This is a genomic window from Streptococcus shenyangsis (assembly GCF_006385785.1).
GTDB classification, from domain to species: Bacteria; Bacillota; Bacilli; order Lactobacillales; family Streptococcaceae; genus Streptococcus; species Streptococcus shenyangsis.
On the sequence record NZ_VFSH01000008.1, the window covers coordinates 54,383 to 75,951 of the forward strand.

At 32.3% G+C, this 21,569-nt stretch carries 24 protein-coding genes; 13 read left to right on the plus strand and 11 right to left on the minus strand.

Annotated features, from left to right (window positions below; translation table 11 throughout):
* The first annotated feature begins 76 nt into the window (after positions 1-76).
* The 3 genes from rpmF to FJR77_RS07000 all read left to right on the plus strand — a co-directional run bounded on the left by rpmF (position 77) and on the right by FJR77_RS07000 (position 1,490).
* A complete protein-coding gene (rpmF, locus tag FJR77_RS06990) occupies positions 77-259 on the plus strand; it encodes a 50S ribosomal protein L32 (protein WP_000290417.1) in 183 nt (60 codons plus the stop codon).
* Between the two features lie 15 nt (positions 260-274).
* Entirely contained in the window at positions 275-424 is a 150-nt protein-coding gene (gene rpmG, locus FJR77_RS06995) for a 50S ribosomal protein L33 (protein ID WP_001265622.1), read from the plus strand.
* A 280-nt stretch (positions 425-704) separates the two neighbouring features.
* Positions 705-1,490 (plus strand): hypothetical protein, encoded by a 786-nt coding sequence (locus FJR77_RS07000; RefSeq protein WP_140834030.1) that lies wholly within the window; start codon positions 705-707, stop codon positions 1,488-1,490.
* A gap of 60 nt (positions 1,491-1,550) precedes the next feature.
* Here the strand turns inward: FJR77_RS07000 and FJR77_RS07005 are convergent, their stop codons facing one another.
* The gene (locus tag FJR77_RS07005; RefSeq protein WP_125431706.1) at positions 1,551-2,342 is read right to left on the minus strand and encodes a hypothetical protein; all 792 of its coding nucleotides are present in this window, start codon (positions 2,340-2,342) and stop codon (positions 1,551-1,553) included.
* Between the two features lie 212 nt (positions 2,343-2,554).
* On the opposite strand from FJR77_RS07005, the gene FJR77_RS07010 reads away from it, so the two are divergent.
* The 4 genes from FJR77_RS07010 (at position 2,555) to FJR77_RS07025 (ending at position 5,371) form a co-directional block, all read left to right on the plus strand.
* On the plus strand, positions 2,555-2,728 hold the full coding sequence (locus tag FJR77_RS07010) for a hypothetical protein (protein WP_235888720.1): 174 nt from the start codon (positions 2,555-2,557) through the stop codon (positions 2,726-2,728).
* A 126-nt stretch (positions 2,729-2,854) separates the two neighbouring features.
* Complete coding sequence (locus FJR77_RS07015; protein ID WP_140834028.1) at positions 2,855-3,394, plus strand: hypothetical protein; 540 nt, start codon at positions 2,855-2,857, stop codon at positions 3,392-3,394.
* A 23-nt stretch (positions 3,395-3,417) separates the two neighbouring features.
* Complete coding sequence (locus tag FJR77_RS07020; RefSeq protein ID WP_140834026.1) at positions 3,418-4,737, plus strand: hypothetical protein; 1,320 nt, start codon at positions 3,418-3,420, stop codon at positions 4,735-4,737.
* A 103-nt stretch (positions 4,738-4,840) separates the two neighbouring features.
* Positions 4,841-5,371, plus strand: a complete 531-nt coding sequence (locus tag FJR77_RS07025) for a hypothetical protein (RefSeq protein ID WP_140834024.1) — start codon at positions 4,841-4,843, stop codon at positions 5,369-5,371.
* A gap of 352 nt (positions 5,372-5,723) precedes the next feature.
* On the opposite strand, the gene FJR77_RS07030 is transcribed toward FJR77_RS07025, so the two are convergent.
* From FJR77_RS07030 to relB, 7 genes are all read right to left on the minus strand, one after another.
* Positions 5,724-6,722, minus strand: a complete 999-nt coding sequence (locus tag FJR77_RS07030; RefSeq protein ID WP_140834023.1) for a reverse transcriptase family protein — start codon at positions 6,720-6,722, stop codon at positions 5,724-5,726.
* A 191-nt stretch (positions 6,723-6,913) separates the two neighbouring features.
* On the minus strand, positions 6,914-8,479 hold the full coding sequence (locus FJR77_RS07035) for a phosphoribosyltransferase-like protein (protein ID WP_140834022.1): 1,566 nt from the start codon (positions 8,477-8,479) through the stop codon (positions 6,914-6,916).
* Positions 8,480-8,569: 90 nt separating this feature from the next.
* Positions 8,570-9,211: a helix-turn-helix domain-containing protein gene (locus tag FJR77_RS07040; RefSeq protein WP_140834020.1), complete on the minus strand. Its 642-nt coding sequence runs from the start codon at positions 9,209-9,211 to the stop codon at positions 8,570-8,572.
* A gap of 79 nt (positions 9,212-9,290) precedes the next feature.
* Positions 9,291-10,538: a toxic anion resistance protein gene (locus FJR77_RS07045; protein ID WP_140834019.1), complete on the minus strand. Its 1,248-nt coding sequence runs from the start codon at positions 10,536-10,538 to the stop codon at positions 9,291-9,293.
* Between the two features lie 21 nt (positions 10,539-10,559).
* Positions 10,560-11,366 carry a hypothetical protein gene (locus tag FJR77_RS07050; RefSeq protein ID WP_140834017.1) on the minus strand — a complete coding sequence of 269 codons (807 nt, stop codon included), beginning with the start codon at positions 11,364-11,366 and terminating at the stop codon, positions 10,560-10,562.
* A 537-nt stretch (positions 11,367-11,903) separates the two neighbouring features.
* The gene (locus tag FJR77_RS07055) at positions 11,904-12,251 is read right to left on the minus strand and encodes a type II toxin-antitoxin system RelE/ParE family toxin (RefSeq protein ID WP_045606568.1); all 348 of its coding nucleotides are present in this window, start codon (positions 12,249-12,251) and stop codon (positions 11,904-11,906) included.
* Positions 12,241-12,528: a type II toxin-antitoxin system RelB/ParD family antitoxin gene (relB, locus tag FJR77_RS07060; RefSeq protein ID WP_001101478.1), complete on the minus strand. Its 288-nt coding sequence runs from the start codon at positions 12,526-12,528 to the stop codon at positions 12,241-12,243. The genes FJR77_RS07055 and relB overlap by 11 nt, the downstream gene beginning before the upstream one ends.
* Before the next feature lie 522 nt (positions 12,529-13,050).
* On the opposite strand from relB, the gene FJR77_RS07070 reads away from it, so the two are divergent.
* The gene (locus tag FJR77_RS07070; RefSeq protein WP_140834014.1) at positions 13,051-13,854 is read left to right on the plus strand and encodes a hypothetical protein; all 804 of its coding nucleotides are present in this window, start codon (positions 13,051-13,053) and stop codon (positions 13,852-13,854) included.
* Positions 13,855-14,254: 400 nt separating this feature from the next.
* Here the strand turns inward: FJR77_RS07070 and FJR77_RS07075 are convergent, their stop codons facing one another.
* Positions 14,255-14,581 (minus strand): helix-turn-helix domain-containing protein, encoded by a 327-nt coding sequence (locus FJR77_RS07075; protein WP_000340949.1) that lies wholly within the window; start codon positions 14,579-14,581, stop codon positions 14,255-14,257.
* 183 nt (positions 14,582-14,764) lie between these two features.
* Between FJR77_RS07075 and FJR77_RS07080 the strand changes: the two genes are divergently transcribed.
* The 4 genes from FJR77_RS07080 (at position 14,765) to FJR77_RS07100 (ending at position 18,124) form a co-directional block, all read left to right on the plus strand.
* Complete coding sequence (locus FJR77_RS07080; RefSeq protein ID WP_140834012.1) at positions 14,765-15,604, plus strand: excalibur calcium-binding domain-containing protein; 840 nt, start codon at positions 14,765-14,767, stop codon at positions 15,602-15,604.
* Entirely contained in the window at positions 15,597-16,034 is a 438-nt protein-coding gene (locus tag FJR77_RS07085) for a thioredoxin domain-containing protein (protein ID WP_136937404.1), read from the plus strand. The genes FJR77_RS07080 and FJR77_RS07085 overlap by 8 nt, the downstream gene beginning before the upstream one ends.
* Positions 16,035-16,096: 62 nt before the next feature.
* Complete coding sequence (locus tag FJR77_RS10335) at positions 16,097-17,050, plus strand: hypothetical protein (protein WP_235888721.1); 954 nt, start codon at positions 16,097-16,099, stop codon at positions 17,048-17,050.
* Between the two features lie 6 nt (positions 17,051-17,056).
* Positions 17,057-18,124: a DUF6287 domain-containing protein gene (locus FJR77_RS07100; RefSeq protein WP_140834010.1), complete on the plus strand. Its 1,068-nt coding sequence runs from the start codon at positions 17,057-17,059 to the stop codon at positions 18,122-18,124.
* 709 nt (positions 18,125-18,833) lie between these two features.
* On the opposite strand, the gene FJR77_RS07105 is transcribed toward FJR77_RS07100, so the two are convergent.
* Together FJR77_RS07105 and FJR77_RS07110 are read right to left on the minus strand one after the other, a co-directional pair.
* Complete coding sequence (locus FJR77_RS07105) at positions 18,834-20,375, minus strand: phage/plasmid primase, P4 family (protein ID WP_049534735.1); 1,542 nt, start codon at positions 20,373-20,375, stop codon at positions 18,834-18,836.
* A 147-nt stretch (positions 20,376-20,522) separates the two neighbouring features.
* Positions 20,523-20,819, minus strand: coding sequence for a hypothetical protein (locus FJR77_RS07110; RefSeq protein ID WP_049499271.1), 297 nt, complete (start codon positions 20,817-20,819; stop codon positions 20,523-20,525).
* Between the two features lie 172 nt (positions 20,820-20,991).
* On the opposite strand from FJR77_RS07110, the gene FJR77_RS07115 reads away from it, so the two are divergent.
* A complete protein-coding gene (locus FJR77_RS07115) occupies positions 20,992-21,531 on the plus strand; it encodes a helix-turn-helix domain-containing protein (protein WP_140834008.1) in 540 nt (179 codons plus the stop codon).
* The last annotated feature ends 38 nt before the right edge of the window (positions 21,532-21,569 follow it).

Sequence of the window (21,569 nt, forward strand, 5' to 3'; positions counted from 1 at the left end):
AAAATGTGTTATCCTAGTATGGTTGATGAAAATCAGTAGATTGAATCGAATATAAATACCTAAAGGAGAAATCAAAATGGCAGTACCTGCACGTCGCACTTCAAAAGCGAAGAAAAACAAACGTCGTACACACTACAAAGTAACAGCTCCATCTGTAAACTTTGACGAAACTACTGGAGATTACTCACGTTCTCACCGTGTATCACTTAAAGGATACTACAAAGGACGTAAAATCGCTAAAGCTGCATCAGCTGAATAATAGAAGGGAGATACCATGCGCGTAAATATTACACTTGAACACAAAGAATCTGGTGAACGCTTGTACCTTACTTCTAAAAACAAACGTAACACTCCAGACCGTCTTCAATTGAAGAAATACTCACCAAAACTTCGCAAACACGTTGTGTTTACAGAGGTTAAATAGAGATTCACTACACGTCAGTAGGCGTGAGAATCCTTGATTTTAAGCGATTTTTGAAGTTTCAAATTTCAATGTATTGCAATAAAACTCAACCGAATGACTACATTTTTGACTACATTTTTTGTGAAATAAATTAGATGTTCGGATATATAGAAAATGCTCTAGTCATATTGTCTAGAGCATTTTTGTGTTGTTTAAGAAAAATAGATGTTGGTTTTAGATAACTACACATTTTAGATTTTTTAAAACAAGATTTAATTGTTGATAACTAGAAAGGATTATTATGTTTACAAAAAACAAATTTCAATACTGTATTTACAATCATGAGAGACTAGAACTTCATGAGCTTCAAAAGGAATATCAAAAGGATAAAGCTGGGACAAAACTTAAGTATGAAAACCAATTGTTTTGTCCTGGTTGTTACAAAGTGGATTTAGTGATAAACGAGAAAAAAGGGAAAATCTATTTGTCGAGCCATCCTAAATCACCTCATTCTGACGGATGTGAATATGCTTTGGAATCAGCTTCGAAAATGGAACTGAAAGAATACTATGAGAAAATTGATGCAGACTTAGCTGAGCAACTCTTAAATCGTATTCTGGAAGAAAAGTCCACCAGAGTAATACAACCAAGGAGCGTCAATTCTCTGCAAAATAATAATGAAGTGCTTGATGTAAAATTTATTTTAGAAAATAAAGTCGGTATCAGAAAATATTTACCTCGCAGGTCCCTCCTCCTAAATGAATTAGAAGTATCTGACCATCTGACTATGTACTATGGAGAATGTAAGGTGTTTATAGGAAAGACTGATAAAAAGTACTACCTACGAATGTTTCGAAACAATGATCATGCAAAGTACATCTGTAATTTAGTAATTCCTGAAAGAGTGTATAGATATTTGGAAGAAGGATTAAGATTTATCCCACAATCAGAAGATTTAAATTTTAAACATTCAAGAGCTAATGCAGTTCCAGTAAAGTTAGCCTTTGTCTCTACCATGAAGAAAAAACAAGAATATTATAATGGATACTTGAGTTTTTCAAAATTACTTAGAGTGAAGCGTATTTAGATTGTATTAACTCTCAAGATTAGTTTTTTCTTTTAGGATAAAGTGCACAATTCATAGAATTTATTTCCTTACGAATCGATCAATATACCCTTTGAGATTGCTATAATAATTTTCGCTCCAATCCCAATCATATTTATCGAGGTGAGCTGAAATCACTTTGCCATTTCCTCGCTCAATATCATAAACGTCATAGTTATCATTTACAAAAATGTCTTCTATGCCATACCAATCAACTAAATTTTTGAAAGACCCAAGTTCTTCTAACCACATTTTTGTTTTGGGCAATTTATATGTAGAGATTAACTTACACTGGTTTCGTTCTTCGTCGGTTTTTGCATCTAGATACAACTTAATATCATATAGTGTATAGTCAATTCTATCACCAAAAACAAAATTGCGTCTACTATTAATTCCGTTTTTTTCTTGAGGAAAAAAGAATATTGGAATTTTACGATACACAGCGTACTCTTCAACAGTTTGGATGTCAATTCCATTTTTTCTGTATATTCTACGGATAGAAAATAAGCCATCTGCTGTACACTGGATTCCATTTAGTTCTTTCAATCCGTTTGAATCTGGATCAATATAGAATGAATAAATCATTTTCCAAAATAATTCTATATCATTGAAATCTACTTCCTTGGCAAATTTATTAAATAAATCCCGTAGAACATCAGTAGATAATCTATGTACATCTTCATAACTCATTTTACTTAGTCCGTAATATCTATGTATGGAATTCTTGCATTTAAGAGCATCTCTTAAAATAATATCAGAAAAATATGTATCTTTATATTTTTTATAAAATGAACTTGATTTATACAGACTCAGTACTTCATTAACATCACTCATTGGTTCTGCCTACATTTTCTATTTTTTCTATATACTTAATTTTAGTATATAGTATGGAACAAAAAATTTCAATTAATACTTTTCTGAAACTGAAATTTTGTATGTAGTTTATCATAAAAAAGAGTAAGACATAATATCTACGAATGTTTCTAAACAATGATCATGAAAAGTATATCTGTAATGTAGTAATCCCTGAAAGAGTGTATAGATATTTGGAAGATGAATTAAGATTTATCCCACAATCAGAAGATTTAAATTTTAAACATTCAAGAGCCAATGCAGTTCCTGTAAAGTTAGCCTTTGTCTCTATCATGAAGAAAAAACAAGAATATTATAATGGATACTTGAGTTTTTCAAAATTACTTATAGTGAAACGTATGGACTAATTAATTCTATCTCAGTGTCTAGTTAGTTGAACATAATAAAATGTCAATATTTTGTCTGAGACTGTGCTTTTTTTAAAAAAATAGTCTACAATATAAATATAGACAAATAAAAAGGAGTGAAAAATTATGGTATATGTTCACAGATTTTTAGGAAAATGGTTAGACAAACACCACTCGTCAAATAAAGCCTCAATTATCCGAAGAGCATTGACTACTGGTAGTGGGATTGACGAGTACCTAAAACAAATAGAAGTGCGCAGACGGTTCACGTTGGCAGTAGAAAAGGGTAGATATTTTTATACCGTACCTAAAGAAATTGAAATCGGAGATACCAGAGCAGATAGGTACTATCGTCTAGAAATGAAAGGTTATGAAAGCATAACATCTAATACCGTCTTTTACGGGAATGGGACATCTATTTTAGTCAAAGCTTTATTTGAGGGTAAAGGACAAATAGCACGTATCTACGAGTATGAAACATTGGAAATGCTTTTAGAGGATTTAAAAGAGGAAGTAGCTATCACAATTAGTTGTACCTACAAACCTTGCTATTTACTAGCAAGTGACTTTGAAGAGTTCAAACCTAAACTTGAACTAGGTAAGATTTATTGCCACAATCCTTATGCGCCTCGTTATCGCAAACCAATTGCTGAAGTAGAGATTTAGAAAAATCAAGTTAGGAAAGATTTATGTCAAAAGATAAACCTAAGGAAGAACTGAGTAAAGAATTAAAAGAACCGTTAGAAATATGTTTGAAAACTATAGTAGGAAAAGATAGCTTAAATGAATTGCATTTTGATGATGGCGAACAATTTTTAAATAAATTTAGTCTTTGGCATCAAAAAAAAGGACAGGATTTAATTAAATCATTTGTAGATAAAATCAAAAACTCTAATACTACTGAGGATTTTTCTTGGTTGGATATTCTAGATGAAGATTTGAGGTGGAATAAATTTATAGAAGAAAATCACAAGTGGAAACTTGCAGATAAAACCAAGTATTTAAATATGCGTTATCAAATTCCAACTCATTTTCATGGAGATATTGATAATGCTATAATTTTTCACTGTCTGGAAAATCCTAGAGGTTATTTAGGCGATTATAAAGATAGTGATATTGACAAAGGCTTTGAAAATACAAATTTAAGGGAATATTATAAAAAAAGTAAAACACTCCTCGAAAACAAGTATAAAAATGAAGATAAATCTAATTTAATTGAATATATTAAAAATACCATACGAGAAAAAAGTCCTACAGATCATATAAATCTTGCATCAGTTATCCAGGAAAGATATCAATTAAATGATATAAAAAGTGTTAGTTCCATTATTCATAGTAAGAAGAGCAACTTAATGAGTGAAATCGAGCAGCTTTATAGTTCTGGAACAGTTTTTAAAGATCAAAGTGGAAAAAGAAAAAAAACATTATTGAAAGATTATTATTATTTTAAAGAATATTACTCTCAATTGATTCAAACAGATACAAAATTGGATTTTGAAAAATTACAAAATAAAGAGACTGATGTAAAAAATATCGCTAGCAAACTATGTAATTTAGAAATTTATCCTTTCGCATGTGCACAACCAGCTTTAGGTAAAAATGGTATCGGCAAAAATATTTTGGAAAATTCGGAATTATCTCGTTTGAGTGCATATATTGTATTAAGAAGAATCTACAAATATTTAAATAGTGAATTTGAGAAAGAAAAACCTATTTTTGTTTTTCGTAAATACGATAGAGCTTGGAACAAACTGTTTAAACAAATTTTTTCGGAAGTTAAAGAAAAAAATACAACATTTAAAGTTGATGATGTGATGAAAAAACTAGAGGAGAATTTCTTTTATTGTCAGCTAGCAAATACAGGTGGAGGAATAACAGATGGGAATGTGATTTCAGTTCCAAATTATGAGTTGTTTTTAAATATGAAAAAAGAAGCTTTTAAAGAAATATCTGAATTATTACCTCGTATTGATATTAAAAAAGTTAGTTCAAAGAAAGCAGTCGATTAATGATTGAAATTGGATGTTAGAATAAAAGTAAAATATTTAATTCATAATAGACTCGTAAATGATATAATTTATGATTTATTAAGTTATATAAAGGAGTACAACCATGGGACTTTCGTATGCACCAGATTATGTATGGACAGATCATTTTGTTGAAAGAGCTAATGATCGATTTGGAATTAAAGAAGAGCAACTTCCTAAATGGATTTCTAAGCAGATAAATAGCTTGACACCATATGACTCAAGCGAGGGACAAATTCCAGAAAAGCGAAAGTATATAACTGATAGTGGAATTATTTTTGTTTGTGATACGATTGAGCATAAATTCATCACTTGTTATGAAGCGAATGATTGGATTGCTGATGGTAAAAAGATAACTATACATGATAATAATGTGGACTTATTTAAGCAAGAAGTTGAAAAATTATCAAGGAAATACTACTTAAAAGATACGAAAGAAATGTTACTGAGTGTAAGAGATCATTTGACCGAATTTAATCAAATTGCTGAAAAATTAATGGCAGGAAGAGTCAGTCAACATAATTTTGAGCTCATTAGTAAATTTATTGATGAATTTCACGCAGTAAGAGCTGCTGTGAGAGTAATTGAAACCAAAAGGAATGATTTTAAACAATAGTTTCAGCAATACATTTCAATTAAAAGTTTTAAAATCAACAAAAAAGCACTGTCGGAGGGAAGTTGACAGTGCTTTTTCTATTTTCTTGAAAAGATAGTAGGAGAAAGTTATTTTGATTATTATCTAATGGATTAAATATAAAGGAAGTTAAAATGAAATACTAACAGTAAGGAGGAATAGTTAAAAAAATGGAATTTAACAAACTAACCAAACTGATAAGGTATTTTTTGTACTGATTCTCATCGGTACAATAATAGTATATCAGATAGTCTATAAAAATTGCAAGGAGTTGGACAGGGATTCGAATTATTTTGTAAGTTTATTTGATTTTTGCTATAAAAACCAAAGTTTTTTACTTTATCCAATTTATATCATAAAACTGTTCATAGAACTTCTCAGCTTTTTTAGGATTAATCATATTGACAAAACAGATTTTCCCATATAGTTTTTGACGATAAGAGTATTTATCTAAATTTGTATTATGTTTTTGATTATAGGCCTCTATACGGTTTGAAGCTCCATATTTTTGTAGACAATAGATTTCTAATCGTATTTCACTTAGTATTTTCTTTGGTACATTCAGTGTTTCGTTCACAAGTACACCAGTGATGATTTTTCTCTGTCCAGGACGCAAAACTGTAGTTTTATCCAAATTTAATTTTAGAAAATTATTGATAGTTTGTAACGACTGCTCTATTGTTTTGGATAAATAATCTACTTCTATTGAAGAAATTTTTTCATTGCTAGAAATTGTTATATCATCTGCATACCTAGTATATTTGTATTCTGAAAGAGAACAGATATTTTCTAACTTTTTATCGAAATCACGGAATATTAAGTTGGAAAGATAAGGACTAGTAGGTGCTCCTTGTGGTAAGTATCCTTCATAAGTACATAATATCGCTAAAACATTGGATACTTCTTTAGTATATCCAAAATTTAAAAATAAGAGAAAAACATTTTTGAATTTAATAGAGGGGAAAAAGTCTGAAATATCAGTTTTAAAAATATACTTTTTCCCAATATGGGGAGTAGCATTATCTATAATAGATTTTTGTTTTATAAAGCCTGTAGCAGAGGTAAAAACAGGTTGTGTATACAAGATATTATGTAAAATCCAGGTTTGAATAAGTTTTAGATTGAATCCTGGAATTAGAAGTTTTCTTTTTCCACCGTTTCTTTTATCGATAAATCGAGAAATATAACTAGCATCAACGGAGTTAGTTAGCTTGTAAAAGTACTTTTTTTCAACACCAATTAATCTTCGTAAATGTTCAATATTAAAAATTACAGGAAGTCTGTTAGACTCTAACTGTCTTTCATAAATTTTAATAGATTCTTTGGTCCACATTTTATCCTCTAATATAACTTTTATAAGAAATTTTAAAAAATAATATACTAATGCAATAGTACATGCATCTGTATGTACACTAGCATTAGATAAAAGTAAAAGCTCTTCAAAAAGTACATACAGATGTATGTGCTATTGAATATATGTATTAATTTAAGACTTTGCTTAGTGAGAATTCACAGATTCGTGATTCAAGTGCTTATGTTAGGGAGAAACTTGGAACCAGGTGGTAAAGCGTCTTCAGCTGAAAAGACTTTACTTTTTGCTAAAGAATCTAAAGTTGCATTAGATAATTTTATTTTTTCTAATAATTGATAACCTAGCTCAGACAATGTATAGTGGCCTTCGGAATCTTCTAGTAGTTTATGATTCAGACAATCCTGTAATACATTACTATTATAATCTTTTACTAGTTCATTTACAACATCATTATCTTCATTTTTAAAAAATTTTTGCTCATTTTGATTAGTATAAACTAAAAATATAATTACACCTAACAATTTATTTTTAGTAAGATCAGGATAATCATTCAGTTTATTAGTAAAAGAATCATAAATATTTTGACGAATAAAAGTACATTGGTTAGCATCAAATAGATTATATTCTTTTGTAATATATTTTTCATGCCTTGGAAAGAGAGGACTCCATTTCTTATTTTCCGATTTTTTCCAAAATATACTAAATGTATTGTTTGGTGTATTTCTATAGTTTGTCACTAGAGCTTGAGTCTCTCCGTAACCCAGGATATACTTTGTCTCGTCTTCATCTAATACAGAATTTTTTTCGAAATTTTTAAATTTGTCTAAAACATCTTGGCTTAAAGATTTTATTTTATCAAAAAATTTTTCATCTACTGTAAAGAATTTAACAGTTACATTTATATTTGTATTGTTTTGCCTCCACTGATATAGTTTTTGATCAGCAATAGACATACCATGTAGACAAAAAATGAGAACATGGACTGTTGATGGTAAATATTTTTGTAATATATTTAAATAATCTATGATAGTTTCTCCAGAACCACTGAAATCATCTAATAAAACTAGAAAACGTGTTGTTTTAAAAACTTTTTTAGCATTTTTTCTTTTTTTTCTAAGTTTTTCCTCTATTGAATCCAAATCAGACAGATTTTCTTCTAAGTTTTTAATAGCATGATTAATTTTATTCTTAAGCCGTTTAGTAGTTATGTTATCATTCGTTAAACTAACAAATTTACAAAGAGAATTAGATATTTCTAATCTTTGTTGACTAATATTCTCTTGTAATTTAGATAAATTGTATTCTAAGTTAAATATATCTGTTATAAAACTATCTATAAAATAATTTGAGATTCCAAATTTTTCAATGAATAATGTAACCATATGTTTGCTGCTGTTATAGACAGAAGGATTTTTATTTAAAACGTAAGCAAATTTGCAAAGTCTGACATCCCCAAATATTTCAGTATATATTTTTTTAAGCTCATTAAAAGTAAAATCATAGAATTCATCAAAACTATTTTTAGAATAATATCTATAATGTTCTTCCAGTATATTAATAATAATTTCTAAAATCTCTTCTCCGTTTTCCTCACTTAGAATTCGTGAAAAAAAATTTGATAATTTATCACGAAAATTTACTAAATATCTTTCAGAATTCATTATTTCGGGAGATATTGAGTTTTGTAAACAGAAAATTTCTTTAGTTTTTTCAACTTTTTGATTGAAGTCTAGATTGGGAATTGGTTGATTATTCTCTTTTGAATTTTTAGCAAGCATAAACGCTCCTTGAATTACTATATTCTAGGAAATTAATTATTTATGAACTATTTTAAAATGAAGGCTGATAAAACTTGTATAAAGATAGTATCATAGGCTTGTCTTCGTAGTTAAGATGCTATAGTTTAGGTTGGTCAACATCTGATTGCAATCCTCTACAGAAAGCTCGTAAGATTTTTGGAGAAATTCAGCATAAATCATTTCTTCTATGGATGATTGTCGTAAACTTCTTCCAGCAATTTCCATTAATTTTACGGAAACTGGATAAGGTAATGTTAAGGCTATACATAGTGCCACAATGGTTTGTAATTTAGGTTCTTTTGCATTTTTTTGTAAACTATATATAGTTCTTTGCGAGATTAGAGCAGAGGCTTCTAAGTCTTCTACAGACATTTTTTTACGTTCTCTCAGATAAGAAATTGCACTTCCAAAATCGAGTGGCAAGTTGTTTAAAATATCTACGGACTCTTTCGCTTCGGCATTTAGCATCGCTGCTCTTATTTCAAGCTCTAAATTATTATCACTACTATCATAATTGTATTGTTGTCGTTTATTTGTGTCTATAGAGTTGTTAAGAGCAGTAGATAAGCCGAAATAAAATACAAATCCATCAATGTTATACTTATGCTCTTTTTCAAATACAAGACAACATTCATCCATGTGAGTTCTGGCATAATAGGTCATGGATAGTTTATTATCTTCTAAAGTTTCTATATATTTATATTGATTCAAACAGATATGTGAATCAATATAAATAAATTTACCTTCAAGAAAAAGATTACCTGCAAACTATACTTACAAGGGACTTGTGTTATTCTTGTACTTCTTTCTGGGCGGCCTTGCCTTGGTCTAGAAGGGCTTGGACGATTTTCTCATCGCGTAGTTTGACAGAATCGTTGATCATTTCTGCGGACTTGACAATGGTTGTTTCTAGTTGGGCACGTTTCTGGCGTCCCAATTCAATTGCTGCGACGATACCTTGGTTTTGAGCGACCAGACTTTCAGCCAGTTTGGTAACAGACTCAACAGCGACTGTCGGGCTTTGGGCAATTCTCTCCATCTGCGGAATCACTTCCTTGCTGGTCTCAGCTAGCATCTGAAGGGCAGCATTATTGGCATTGACAATGGCATCTGCCACGACACCTGATTTCATTGATTGTTGCAAAATACCCAGTTCGGCAATGGAAAGCTTCATTGTCGGAATCGTATTACGACGAAGCATGCCCAATTTTTGGCGCATATCCGATGATACCTTCACAAGATTGCGCATCTGAGGTGTTGTTGCCCAGGCAACATAGAGACGGCTGACATACTCAGTATGTTGTTGTTCAAGGGTATTGACCACTTCAGCCATGCGGGCCAATTCTTGAGATTTAGTCTGGTATTCTACCGTACTTGTATCGAGTTGGTCAACTTGAGCTTTCAGTTCTGCAGCGCGCTTGCCAGCTTCTGTCTGGCTGGCTTCGATAAAGGAAATCACTCCCACTAGATTTTCAATGGATTTGGTATTGTCCTCAATCAACATCTCAGCTGAAACGATATTTCGAGCTAGCACATCTTCTTGTTTGACCACTGCGGCAGCCATGCCATCCAGCTTTTGCTCCACTGTTTTTGAGTCAAAGTAAAATTCCTGTAGGGTATTCTTGCTCTTGTTAAACAAGCGTTGCAAAAAGTTTTGCTTTTCTTCTAACTCAGCAATTTCAGCGTTCTTGTATTTGACTACAAAGCCTTGCAACTCACGGTTGGTATTCTTGAGAAGATCATCCACTTGGGGAATCTGCAATTTCTTTTGTTCTGACAAGATACGATTGACTGTATTGTTCACACCTTCTACAGCAGATTGTCCAAAATCTAAGAGAGCATTTTGATTGGTGACAAACTGGTCTACTAACTGGGGCACGTGCGCCTTGATTCCTTCTTGCTGCTCAGGGCTCAGCTTCTCAAGGAAGGTCAAGGTCTTGTCTGAGCCAGTATTGGTCTCGATGATTTGGGTTGTTTTATCCACCTTAGCTACTGTATTATTGGCAATCTGGTCAATATCAAAATTAAATTCTGTCATGGTTACTCCTTTGTTTCTAACCTATTCTTTACGATCTTTTTCTAGGATACGCAAACTGATATCAAAATCACGCATATCTGTTTCATTGAGTTCTCTCAAGACTTGGTCCAGTTCAAGGTCAAATTGTTCAATGGCTGCTTTAGCTTGTTGCAAACGTTCTTCTGCTCGATTATAGTTTTTAGGATTGGTCTTAATCTTCAAATAGCCTTCTAAAATCGTTTGGAATTTCTCCATCTTCAAACTATGAATGGCAGTCAATTCTTCCTTATCCCCCTCAGCAGAGGTAGCAATCTTGTCTAAAATAGCCTGATGATCAATGGCAATATTGGCCAAGGTCTGGGACAATTCTGGAGCCAATTCCTCTGGTTCCGCATTTTCAAGATCTACCTGACTTTCTCTATCCAAACGTTCTAGCTGAACATCGATATTTGCCCTTACTGTACGAACCTTTTTGCCAATACGGTTGTAGACATCATCATCGATATAGGACTTGAGACGATCCGCCTCCTGATGGATTTCCCGCAGTTCGATTAATACTTGATTGGCCAGACTCTTATAGGAATCTGAGCCTTTCTCTACCAAGACTCCCTCTAACTGCTGAATATCTTTGTCCGCCTGACGAATCCGAGCTTTTAAAAGCTCAATCCGATCGTCGAGCGAACGATCCTGCAAAAGAGGATAGCGCCAACGTTTATAGAGGCGATAACCACCATAGCCTAGCAGTACACAAGCCGCAAGTGGAAGAGCATATTGGACCAAAAGGCCCAGTAAGAACAAGAAGCCCCAAAAATAGAGACAGCCTTTCCAAAAACCATTACCCGATTTCATAAACATTCCTTATTTTCAATTTATAAGTCTATTTTAGCACAAAAGAGAAAAATGAGGGCGGAAATCCCTAGAAAAGAGTTGATTTCTTTGCTGTAGAATGGAACTTGGTAGCGCGTGGGCTAATTTCAGTAAAGTGGACTCAAACCACAGGCTTCAGTGTTATAAGATTGCTAATGACCTCTGAGGACATATCAAAACAAAAGCTTGAAATATCGGGGGTTGTGTGTTAGAATGAAAGCATAAAGGGAAAACAATGCTTCTAGCATATGTAACTAAAAAAGCCCCATCGTGCCACCGATGGGGCTTTTTTGCTACCCTCTCAAAGGGTTAAAAGCTACTTGCTACGTTTCTTTATCCATAGCTTGAAAAGCTCAGATAGTACGTTAACAAGTAACGGAGCTAGAAAAAGGGAAAGTAACTCTAGCATATATAACACCTCCCTTCCTTAAAGTGAGGGGGCCAAAATATTATATCACACCAGATGTATATCATCAACATCGTGTCATTCCCAAACAAAAACGCCTTCATGTGTAGGCGCTATTTTTTCTTGAACAAACGGATGTAGTCCTGTTTACTATGAATAATATCTGATACAAAGACAGCTTTTCTATCCTCTAAAATATGATAGAAGGCTAAGTAATCGCCTAAAATGATGCATCGAGTTTTGTGGGGTGGGTATATAATGCCTCCTACTCTTTCATCAGCATCAAATCCTGCTTCCGGGAAAACTTCAAGACGTTCCAAACCATAAAGAATATTCTTAACTGTGTTTGCTCCTGCCTGTTCTGAAAAGTAGTTAGCTGAGATATAATCTTTAATACCTCTTAGCTGTTCTTGTACCGTTTCGGAGATAATAAGGCTATATACGTTCTCGTTAAATTCCAAGGTTAGCCCTCACTTCATCAAGGCTGTAAGTTCTTCCATGTTCTAAATCGTCAAAGCTACGGGCAATTTCAGCACGCAACCCTGATAGAAGTTCTTCTCTTTCTTTATCTACTTGAGTTTCAAATGGCAAAGCTTTATTTTCTACAATGTGTTCTAAAAACAAGTTAAAACTAGCTGTCATATCAAGATTTTGCGCTGTGATAATAGCTTTAGCCTTCTCTAACAAGTCTCTGTTAGTCTTAAAGTTTACCTGTGTATTTTTTTCTAAAACATTCATAGTAGTACCTCCTTTTAGACTATTATATCACTTTAAACTATACAGGTCTAGTCGCGTATAGATACTTATAGCTGTATGCTTAAAAGCTATTGTAAAAACAAAAAAAGCACTAAGGGAAAGCGTCCCAAAGTGCTTAATATCAAGGCTCTAAAGCCTATCTTATTCAATAAAATATTACAACATTTTGTTGTAGAATAGATTTAGTATAAATTACACTTTGTTATGCTTTATAAATGTTGATTCTGTAATATTTTTAGAATTTACATATTAAATAAAATAGATTAAACTTTACTCCAAGGTGGACAAAAAGGAGTACAAATTTCATGGTGATGAGTTCAGTAGGCAAGTAAGAAGTACCATTTAGGTACTTTTTATTTTACTCTATTCATCTTGTAGATTAAGGTTGTATATTTACTTTAGTTAAAAATTATTAAAAAGAATTAACTAATGTATATAACTGTGGTATAATTAGGATAGTGTTTAACAATATTTTAAACATAAATATAAAACAGGAGGCTTTTTATGAATAAAAAGAAAATTGAGAAATTTGCTAACTACTTTATAGGCTTTTTAGTGATATTTTCTCTTTTAGGTTTTTGGTTTGCTCATATAATAGAAAGCAATAGTAAGCAAGAATATGCTAAAGATACGGAACGTGTTACTAAGTTAGTTGAAACACTAGAAAATGACACAGAAAATATTAAACCAAATATAACGCTAGAGGAAGCTTTGAAGCTTGTTTCTAATGATAGTGAATTGTCATCTGTTAAAAAGGAAATTAAACACCTAAAAGATACATATCCAACCGATTATGAGGTAAAATTTGGTAACTTGTCTTACCGTGTAGATGAAGTGGAATTGAAACTTAATAAACAAATCGAAAAGATTAAAGAAGAAAAGGAGAGACAAGAACAAGAAGAACGGGAAAAACAGAAAAAAATGAAAGAGGAAGCAGAAAAAAAATCTAATGAATCTGAGAAAAAATCTAATGAAGAAAACAGAAAAGTAGATTTAGATGCTTTCTATAATGCAATTCAAGAGGGTGTAGATAAAGTAAATACACAATTAGGAGCAAATATGCTTGAAATGGAAAAAACATCTGTAACACCTGGCATCAGAATCATTCTCACAGAAAATAATGCTTCGTATTCAAATAAAGAACTTAGAGCAATTATCAGTGCGCTAAACAAATCTTTATATAAAATTGCTAAATCCCACGGAGTAAATAGCCCTAGATTCTATTACACACTCAGTGATGAAGAAGTCGCTGTGAATCGTTATATAATGGCTCCTGATGAAGTTAAGTTTTCTGGAATATTAAAGTAGTAAATTAATAAGAATAGTAGTAATTTTTACTTTTGTAATTACAACAATTATTAGGGTTCTTCTAACAGGTTCCCCTATATAAGAGATAACACATTTTTAAGGTAATAGATAAGCACTGGATACTTAGATTCAGCGCTTTCTTTTTATTTTTTAATCGACCTCTTCAATAAAGAAAAATAATTCTCATTCCTTATCTGAATAATGTAACCTTTAATCCTCACAATATGTAAAAAGTACGGATAGATTCTAATTACCTGACCTACAGATTACTATTAAAAATTACTTCACAAGAGACTATAACAATCTGAAGAATGAAGGAAATACCAATAGATACTAAAGTAACTGTCTACTGTTGGATATATTTCGGATAAATTACACTTTAGGTGCTTTTTATTTTACACTAACTATCTTGGCTTAATTCAAGTATTTCCATAACCTTATGAACAATCATCTTATGCTGTGGATGTCTCTGAATCTTCAATAATAGTTCCATCATTTCTGTATCTTGTGGCACAGAATAAGGTAAGAAAAAATCACTCAACGTAACTTCTAAAGCATCAACAATCTTCACAAAAGTTTCTAAAGAGATATTTCTGTGATTATTCTCTATCTGACTGATGTAAGGAACGCTTAGATTTGTTCTTTCTGCTAGTTCTTGCTGTGTAATCTTCTTTGAAGCTCGTAAGTCTCGTATCTGATTACTTATATTTTCTAATATATCATCCATTACTTCACCCTCTATGTTAAATCTACTATCTATCTTATAGATTAAACAATCAGGTTTACATTCTCTATAGTTTAATATTAAATAAAACTATATTCCATTGTTAAAGTTTGTGTGATATAATTATAGCTATTAGGAAATATTTCTTCTATTTCATTAAATAAAGTTAAACATCGGAGGTTACATATGCTTAACAAGCTAAAGGAATTGAGTAAAGAACAAAAGATTATAGGTAGTATTGTACTACTGCTTATCCTCGTTCTGTTCTTCACACTATTAACTAGCGGTAGCACTAAACACTCACAAGTTCAAACTAAGGCTAGTGATTCTGTCAAACAGTCTTCACAAGTTAAACAGTCTAGTTCATCTTCCTCTACTTCATCATCCAGTAGTGAAACTAGCTCTAAAATAGAGAAATGGTCTCCAACTGGGCATATAGCCGTAGATGCTTATCTTAATACACCACAAATTAAAATCATACTGCGAGCCAAAGCACTGAGAGAGGTAGCATACAAACTCTCTAACACAGATAAACTCTACGAAGTTGAAGCTGAGGTAATTGGAATTGAAGAAAAAGATGAATACCGTGAGTACAACATAACAGGTAAGAAACTTCTTATCCGTACACCTGAATCACTAACTGTGAAAATGAATGAACTTATGGTCTATACAGGAAATACAGTATCTTTAGAAAAATATGATTCAATCGATAAAGGCTCGTTAGTAATCAGTGAAGTGAGAAAAACAGAAAAAGCACAAGAAGAGGAAAAAGTAAGTATTGAAGCCTCCAAATCAAAAGAGGAAGAAAGGAAAGCATCTTCACGAGCAAAAGAGCAAGAACAAGCTTCATCTCACACTACAACTACTCCTACACAATCGTCTACACATGCTCCACAATCAAATTTAAGACCGTTCAAAAACTGTAAGGAAGCACGAAAAGCAGGACGTGTAAACATACCTGCTAGTGACCCACAATATGGTCCATGGCTAGATAGAGACAAAGACGGATACGGATGTGATGAATAGTAAAAAAGTTCTTATTCTACTGTCACTACTACTTATTATAATCGTCACATTCACAGCATACTTAACTACTCTACCACAAACAGAATACCAGATAGCTATAAAGAGACTCCAAAAGATAAGTTTAGAGGCTGTGGAACAGAAAATACAACATAAAGAAAGCTTTTACCTATACACAGGGAGAGAGAGTTGTCCATACTGCCAAGAATTTGCTCCAAAGCTAGCAAAAGCAGTAGATAAAACTGAGACAACTGTGTATTACTTAGATAGTGAGCATATAGATAAGACAAGTTGGAATAACTTTAAAACAACTGTAGGATTCAAAACAATCCCCAATCTCACTTACTTCACAAATGGTACAGTATATGACATATTACCGAAAGCAAGTCAAGCTAATGTTGAAGTGATTACACAGTTTATTGAAGAGAAATAAAAAAACAAGTACAAACAGCTAATAACTTGAATGTTATAAGATAAAATTCAGGGAGACCAACAATGATTAAAGGAAAAATTATTAAAATAACTGAAGCTACAGTTTATATAGGTTATGAAGATGGAAGTTTAAAGGAAATTCCTATTGAATCTTGTGACTTTGAACCTAGTATAGGGGATTATGTCGAGGTTTATGGTGATATTGTTATAAAGATTGATAGTAAAAATAAAATTAGCAAAGTGAAAAAAAGTATTTCTGAAAGACTATCATTAGTCGCACATATAAATCTAGTTTTAGTAATAATTATAGCTATTATCACTGTAATTTGTTCAATATATCTAGGTTATCAGGAAACCATAGCCCTAGTTGTACTTGAGTCGACTATAATGTGCTTATTAAATCTTGCATTTCTAATAATTTCATCTATTAAAAAAAGTAAAGTAAATAAGGACATTTCTTTCAAATGTTTTATTATCGCTCTTGTATGTGTGATTTTGTCATTTATGGCATTTGGTTTTGTAGAAAAGTTTACAGAAAAGACACCAACGACAGTTTCAAGAAATACTACATCACAAAATAGTTCTAACTCCTCATCCTCTTTAAAGGCAAGTAGCTCTACTACACCTTCATCATCTAGAGAGAGTAGCTCTAGTTCATCATCCTCAGTACCATCAAAACCTAAGATTACTGTAGATAATGATAAAGCAAATTATGGTGAAGTAGACTATAACAAGTGGAATCATGATGAAATAGCCGTAGATACTAAAGTAAGAGTATATGGGAAAGTTTTACAAGCTATGGAAGATGGGAAAGCCTACACACTGCGTGTAGCCATAAATGATGACTATGATAAAATTATTTTGGTTTCTATTCCTTCCGAATACAACAATAGAGTTATAGCCGAAGATGACCATATAACCTTATACGGACTAGTAAAAGGAAGACAAAGTTATGAAACGGTCTTCAAAGCCACAAAAACACTTCCTCTCATGGTTGCCTATATGTACGAAAACTAATACTGCATGAAAAATAAAAGACATAACCAAATTATTCACATTTCAGATACACATATTATCATTCGACTCCACACAAATGAGACTCTAAATGTTCCTATCAATGAGTTAACTTTTCATCCTAAAGTGAACGATATTGTTGAAGTCTATCAAAATCAGAATCACGTAATAGTTTGTCTTCTACCACAGAGCAACAAGCTTTGGATTCTTATATCCTCAATTACACTTCTACTTCTTACCATTATAGGAGCTACTTTTTTATTCTTTAGACATCTAAATGAAAATATAGAAAAAGTAGATAACCACTCTTCACAACAAATCTCATCTACTACTTCTAGTTCCTCTACATCATCCAGCTCTTCATCCAGCACATCTACCACAAGCTCTAGCTCAACTGAAGATAGTATAATAGACACGACAGCCGAAGAGCTTCGAGACATGGAAAATGATGGTAGGTTAAAAACTGGTCAACTATACCGCTTCACAGCAGAACTAACACGACAAAAATTTTGGGAAGCATACGTAGGACATTTTAAAGCTCTAGATACATACCATACTATTTGGGTAAAAGCTAGTAATGCTCCTATAACTGGTGTACAAGTACAAATAAAGAAATCTATGATTGAAGGATGGAAAGAAGGAGCAACCGTTACTTTCACAGTCAAAATCATGGAAGACTCTGAAAAATTTCAATTCTGGGTTGCTACTGATGCCACACTTATCACGACTCCCACAGCAGAAAAGCACACAGAAAATACAACACAAGAAATTGATACACAGGCTATTCTACATGGAGACTACTCTAGTATAGCCGGTACTTGGAGGAATGACCTAGGACATGAAATAGTGTTTAATAAGAATGGTTTAGTAAAAGGGGGGCAGATACATAAAGCAGGGATTTCAAACGAAGGAATTATAGGGTTTGATGTCCGTACAGGACCTACAGGACATGGAATAGATATTTATCCAATTGGTATTACTATAAAGTGGGTTGATTCTGACTTAAGTAAAAATAGAATTATAGCTGGACAAACTCCTCCAAATAGCTCCGAACAGGTATTTTATAAAACAGACTAAATCAAAATTGACTCTACTTATAAAATATACCTTAACATCTGAAAATCCCTGCAATGAGTAATTGCAGGGATTTTGTATATCCTTTATATCACATGAACCTCCTTCAGACAATTCCACATTACTAACACATTTTTGATATAGAGAGTTAATCGGTGAATAGCAAAATTCACATACATCCATTACTATTCTATTTTTTAATCGACCCTTAGAAATCCCATTATCACGCGCATTACTAACCACAAACACAGAGAGAGAAATTGATACTATTGTACAGTAAAAACTGATAGCTGAATCAAGTCAACACTACAAAAACATGAAATTCTATAATGTAAAACCTCTTTAAATAGCTATTTTTATTCTCTAATTTATCTCATAAGCATACGCCTTTATGCCGTGAAAGCAAATTGACAGTAAGTAGGCACAAAGTACGCTAAGAACGTCTCAGACGAAAGGCTTTAGTTTTTCGGATGGACAGTTCATTTGTACGAGAGTGCCTTGTTTCTTGCTGTCAATTAGACCATGGAATAAATTAGGCGTATTTGGTACTTAACAAAGTGTTTCACTCCTTTGCTTTCGCTCATGGCGAGCTAGTCGTTCACACTTTGTATATCTCTAGAATGATACACTTGATACACTAATTTCTAACTTCTTAGGATAAATAAAACAAATAAAATTGAAAATAGAAATGGAATTTACTGTTTCAAGTGTATCAAGAGCATGACTTCATTACATACCCTTTATGCCTCTTTGTGGTATCTAAACTGAAGGGCTTAGAATGAACAAAAGGAACCGAATCACTCTCATCAAAATATTTACAACTAGATAATGTTGGCTTAAATACCCAGTTTGTTGGAAGTGCATCTTTTAATTCTTTGTGAAAGACTTCCTTAGTTTCTCGTTCTAAACCATTTCCTTCACAGAATTGTTTATATGCCCATAGCATAAATGAATTCGGCAAGAAAGTAGATTTCACACGACTAAACAGATAAGATGAAAACTGTTCAACACTTGTCATAGACTTCCCATGAATTTCCTTGATAGCAGGGTGGTGACTGATATCCTTGAATCCATCACTGATATCATATTCTAATGCATTTTGCAATACATATTCTAATACATCCTGACGTTTTAGATAAACCTGCTTTATTTCTCTCTTGTAACCATCTTTGTTAAATTCAGAAACGAAGGGAAGTATGAAAGTTCTTCTTGCTATAGCTTCTTTGTCTCCTTGAATCTTAATCAATCGATTAGATGATTGAACAATCACAGGAGTAAGTCGAGCAGAATAGGCCTGTTTGCCTTTCTTTTCGATTGTGACAATATCATGAGTAACTAGAGAAAACATAGTAGAAGGGTCTGTTATCACCTTATCAATAGGATTATCATCTCCAATAACTAAGTGTTTACCTATTAACTGTGAAGTGGCAAAACGGTTTCTACCATCTAATTCAGTTAGTTTCATGGAGGCTGTGTTACTCCTACCTACTAAGTTAATTAGCAACTCCTGGAAACTACCCTTACCTGTTCCTCCTTTTCCAATCAGCCAAATAATTCTCTCGTCAGCATAACCACGTATCACTGCCAAAATTGTTTGCCATGCTAAGTGAATTAGTTCAGCATCATTATTAAACAGTTCAGCTAACCAAGAATCAATAGACCAACCACCTAATACTGGAGAATTTGCTTCTGAATTATAATTTACTTGTACCTTATGTGTAAACACAATTGAAGGACTGTATTTCATTCCATACCGATAATAAGTATCATAAATACAATTCCCTAAAGCTATGTAACGTAAACCTTGATATATACTTACATTTTTACAGCTACAACTTAGTGCACAAATAATCTCGTTTATATCAGCACTCCTAAAAGAAGGTTCTAATCTTCTTACTAATTTAGGAACTATATCCCAAGCAGGTTGATAAATCCCCTCTTTTGGATTATACACAAATAAGCTACCTTCCCCAGCATCCTCTATTTCAGCTATACTAACCACAATGAGATGAGCCATTAAGAATTCTGCCATAATATGAAAAGGAGGTTTTCTCTTTTTCTGCTTCTCTTTATCTGAAACATCTGTATGTGGGTTAGAATCAATTACCTCATCTTTATATATTCGCCATGTATCCTTATATTTATCTATTGGAGTAGAGTTATCAAAAGATTGAATAGCATTCTCAGGATAAGTTTCAAATTCATAGTCAGATTCTAATACAGAATCTTTTGCTTTAATCTTAATTAATGACATATTCATGTTCCTTTCGTTTATAAACATCACACTGTATAGTGTATTTGAGCAATTGAATCTGTGATTCAACATGGTTATAAATTCCTATGTATTTCAAGAAATCATAGAATTTTTCAATTGTGTTTATTTTCTTTTCATACAATGTATTCACTCCTTATTAGTAATTGAAAGAAACTTCATAACATCTGATTTCTTATAGAAAACTTTGCGAGTTCCTTCTATTGGTGGACAGTATCGGGTTAACCCCAAACGCTCCCATTCATGCAGAGTTACTAAACTAATACCTAGTTCTTTGATTAACTCTTTCTGTTGTATCAAGCCAAACGAGTCACTATGAGGTGAAAGCATTGCATGTGATAGATAATCATTTATTAAATGCTCAATCCTCTCCAATAATGCTAGTTCTGCTTCCTTAGATAATATCCCTTGTGGTATACTATACATATATCTCCTTTCTTTCCTATTTGTGCACAACTATCCTCTCATAACTATTACAGCTTACCTACTTAACTAAGTTAATTAACTTAGGTTATGTTTTGCATTTTATCAGTTTTTTATTTACATGTCAAGAGTTTTGTGCTAAAATATTACTAAAGTTATTAAACGGAGGTTAAATATGATAGGAGCATATCTTAAAAAATGCCGCACAGAAGGCGATGTAACTACTAAGAGCCTTGCTGAAGACCTAAAAGTATCACAGTCTTATATCTCACAAATTGAAAATGGGAAAAAGATTCCCAGTTTAACTAAACTCATTGATATTACTGAAAGCATTGCTTCACTCTCTATAAAAGAAAAATGCGAACAAGATGGATTAGAGTTCGATGAATACTGCATTGAATATAAAACATTGGCTAGCACTTATATTGGTGATATAATCAAAAATATCAACATGAATTCAGTTCATAACGATAAAGAGAAGCAACTTTTAAAAGATTTAATTGAATTAAGAAATGATAAATCCATATTCTCAAAGTTAAAAACATACAAAGATATTAGCCACGATATTATCAATGGAGAAAATATTAAAATCAACCTTGATTATATCTTTAGAAAGAATGTAAAAATAACTATTGATGGTCAAGCACTCACAACTGAAGACTTAACCGCTCTACAAATACTAATTGAAGGTATTCGTTCTAGACACAAATCATAATAACTATTTTTCATAACCTTTTACAGCTTGCCTACTGA

Excerpts from the sequence above, each read along its gene's own strand:
- rpmF (WP_000290417.1), top strand. The coding sequence starts at position 77 with ATGGCAGTACCTGCACGTCGCACTTCAAAAGCGAAGAAAAACAAACGT.
- rpmG (WP_001265622.1), top strand. The coding sequence starts at position 275 with ATGCGCGTAAATATTACACTTGAACACAAAGAATCTGGTGAACGCTTG.
- FJR77_RS07000 (WP_140834030.1), top strand. The coding sequence starts at position 705 with ATGTTTACAAAAAACAAATTTCAATACTGTATTTACAATCATGAGAGA.
- FJR77_RS07005 (WP_125431706.1), bottom strand. The coding sequence starts at position 2,342 with ATGAGTGATGTTAATGAAGTACTGAGTCTGTATAAATCAAGTTCATTT.
- FJR77_RS07015 (WP_140834028.1), top strand. The coding sequence starts at position 2,855 with ATGGTATATGTTCACAGATTTTTAGGAAAATGGTTAGACAAACACCAC.
- FJR77_RS07020 (WP_140834026.1), top strand. The coding sequence starts at position 3,418 with ATGTCAAAAGATAAACCTAAGGAAGAACTGAGTAAAGAATTAAAAGAA.
- FJR77_RS07025 (WP_140834024.1), top strand. The coding sequence starts at position 4,841 with ATGGGACTTTCGTATGCACCAGATTATGTATGGACAGATCATTTTGTT.
- FJR77_RS07030 (WP_140834023.1), bottom strand. The coding sequence starts at position 6,722 with ATGTGGACCAAAGAATCTATTAAAATTTATGAAAGACAGTTAGAGTCT.
- FJR77_RS07035 (WP_140834022.1), bottom strand. The coding sequence starts at position 8,479 with ATGCTTGCTAAAAATTCAAAAGAGAATAATCAACCAATTCCCAATCTA.
- FJR77_RS07045 (WP_140834019.1), bottom strand. The coding sequence starts at position 10,538 with ATGACAGAATTTAATTTTGATATTGACCAGATTGCCAATAATACAGTA.
- FJR77_RS07050 (WP_140834017.1), bottom strand. The coding sequence starts at position 11,366 with ATGAAATCGGGTAATGGTTTTTGGAAAGGCTGTCTCTATTTTTGGGGC.
- relB (WP_001101478.1), bottom strand. The coding sequence starts at position 12,528 with ATGAATGTTTTAGAAAAAAATACACAGGTAAACTTTAAGACTAACAGA.
- FJR77_RS07070 (WP_140834014.1), top strand. The coding sequence starts at position 13,051 with ATGAATAAAAAGAAAATTGAGAAATTTGCTAACTACTTTATAGGCTTT.
- FJR77_RS07075 (WP_000340949.1), bottom strand. The coding sequence starts at position 14,581 with ATGGATGATATATTAGAAAATATAAGTAATCAGATACGAGACTTACGA.
- FJR77_RS07080 (WP_140834012.1), top strand. The coding sequence starts at position 14,765 with ATGCTTAACAAGCTAAAGGAATTGAGTAAAGAACAAAAGATTATAGGT.
- FJR77_RS07085 (WP_136937404.1), top strand. The coding sequence starts at position 15,597 with ATGAATAGTAAAAAAGTTCTTATTCTACTGTCACTACTACTTATTATA.
- FJR77_RS10335 (WP_235888721.1), top strand. The coding sequence starts at position 16,097 with ATGATTAAAGGAAAAATTATTAAAATAACTGAAGCTACAGTTTATATA.
- FJR77_RS07100 (WP_140834010.1), top strand. The coding sequence starts at position 17,057 with ATGAAAAATAAAAGACATAACCAAATTATTCACATTTCAGATACACAT.
- FJR77_RS07105 (WP_049534735.1), bottom strand. The coding sequence starts at position 20,375 with ATGTCATTAATTAAGATTAAAGCAAAAGATTCTGTATTAGAATCTGAC.
- FJR77_RS07110 (WP_049499271.1), bottom strand. The coding sequence starts at position 20,819 with ATGTATAGTATACCACAAGGGATATTATCTAAGGAAGCAGAACTAGCA.
- FJR77_RS07115 (WP_140834008.1), top strand. The coding sequence starts at position 20,992 with ATGATAGGAGCATATCTTAAAAAATGCCGCACAGAAGGCGATGTAACT.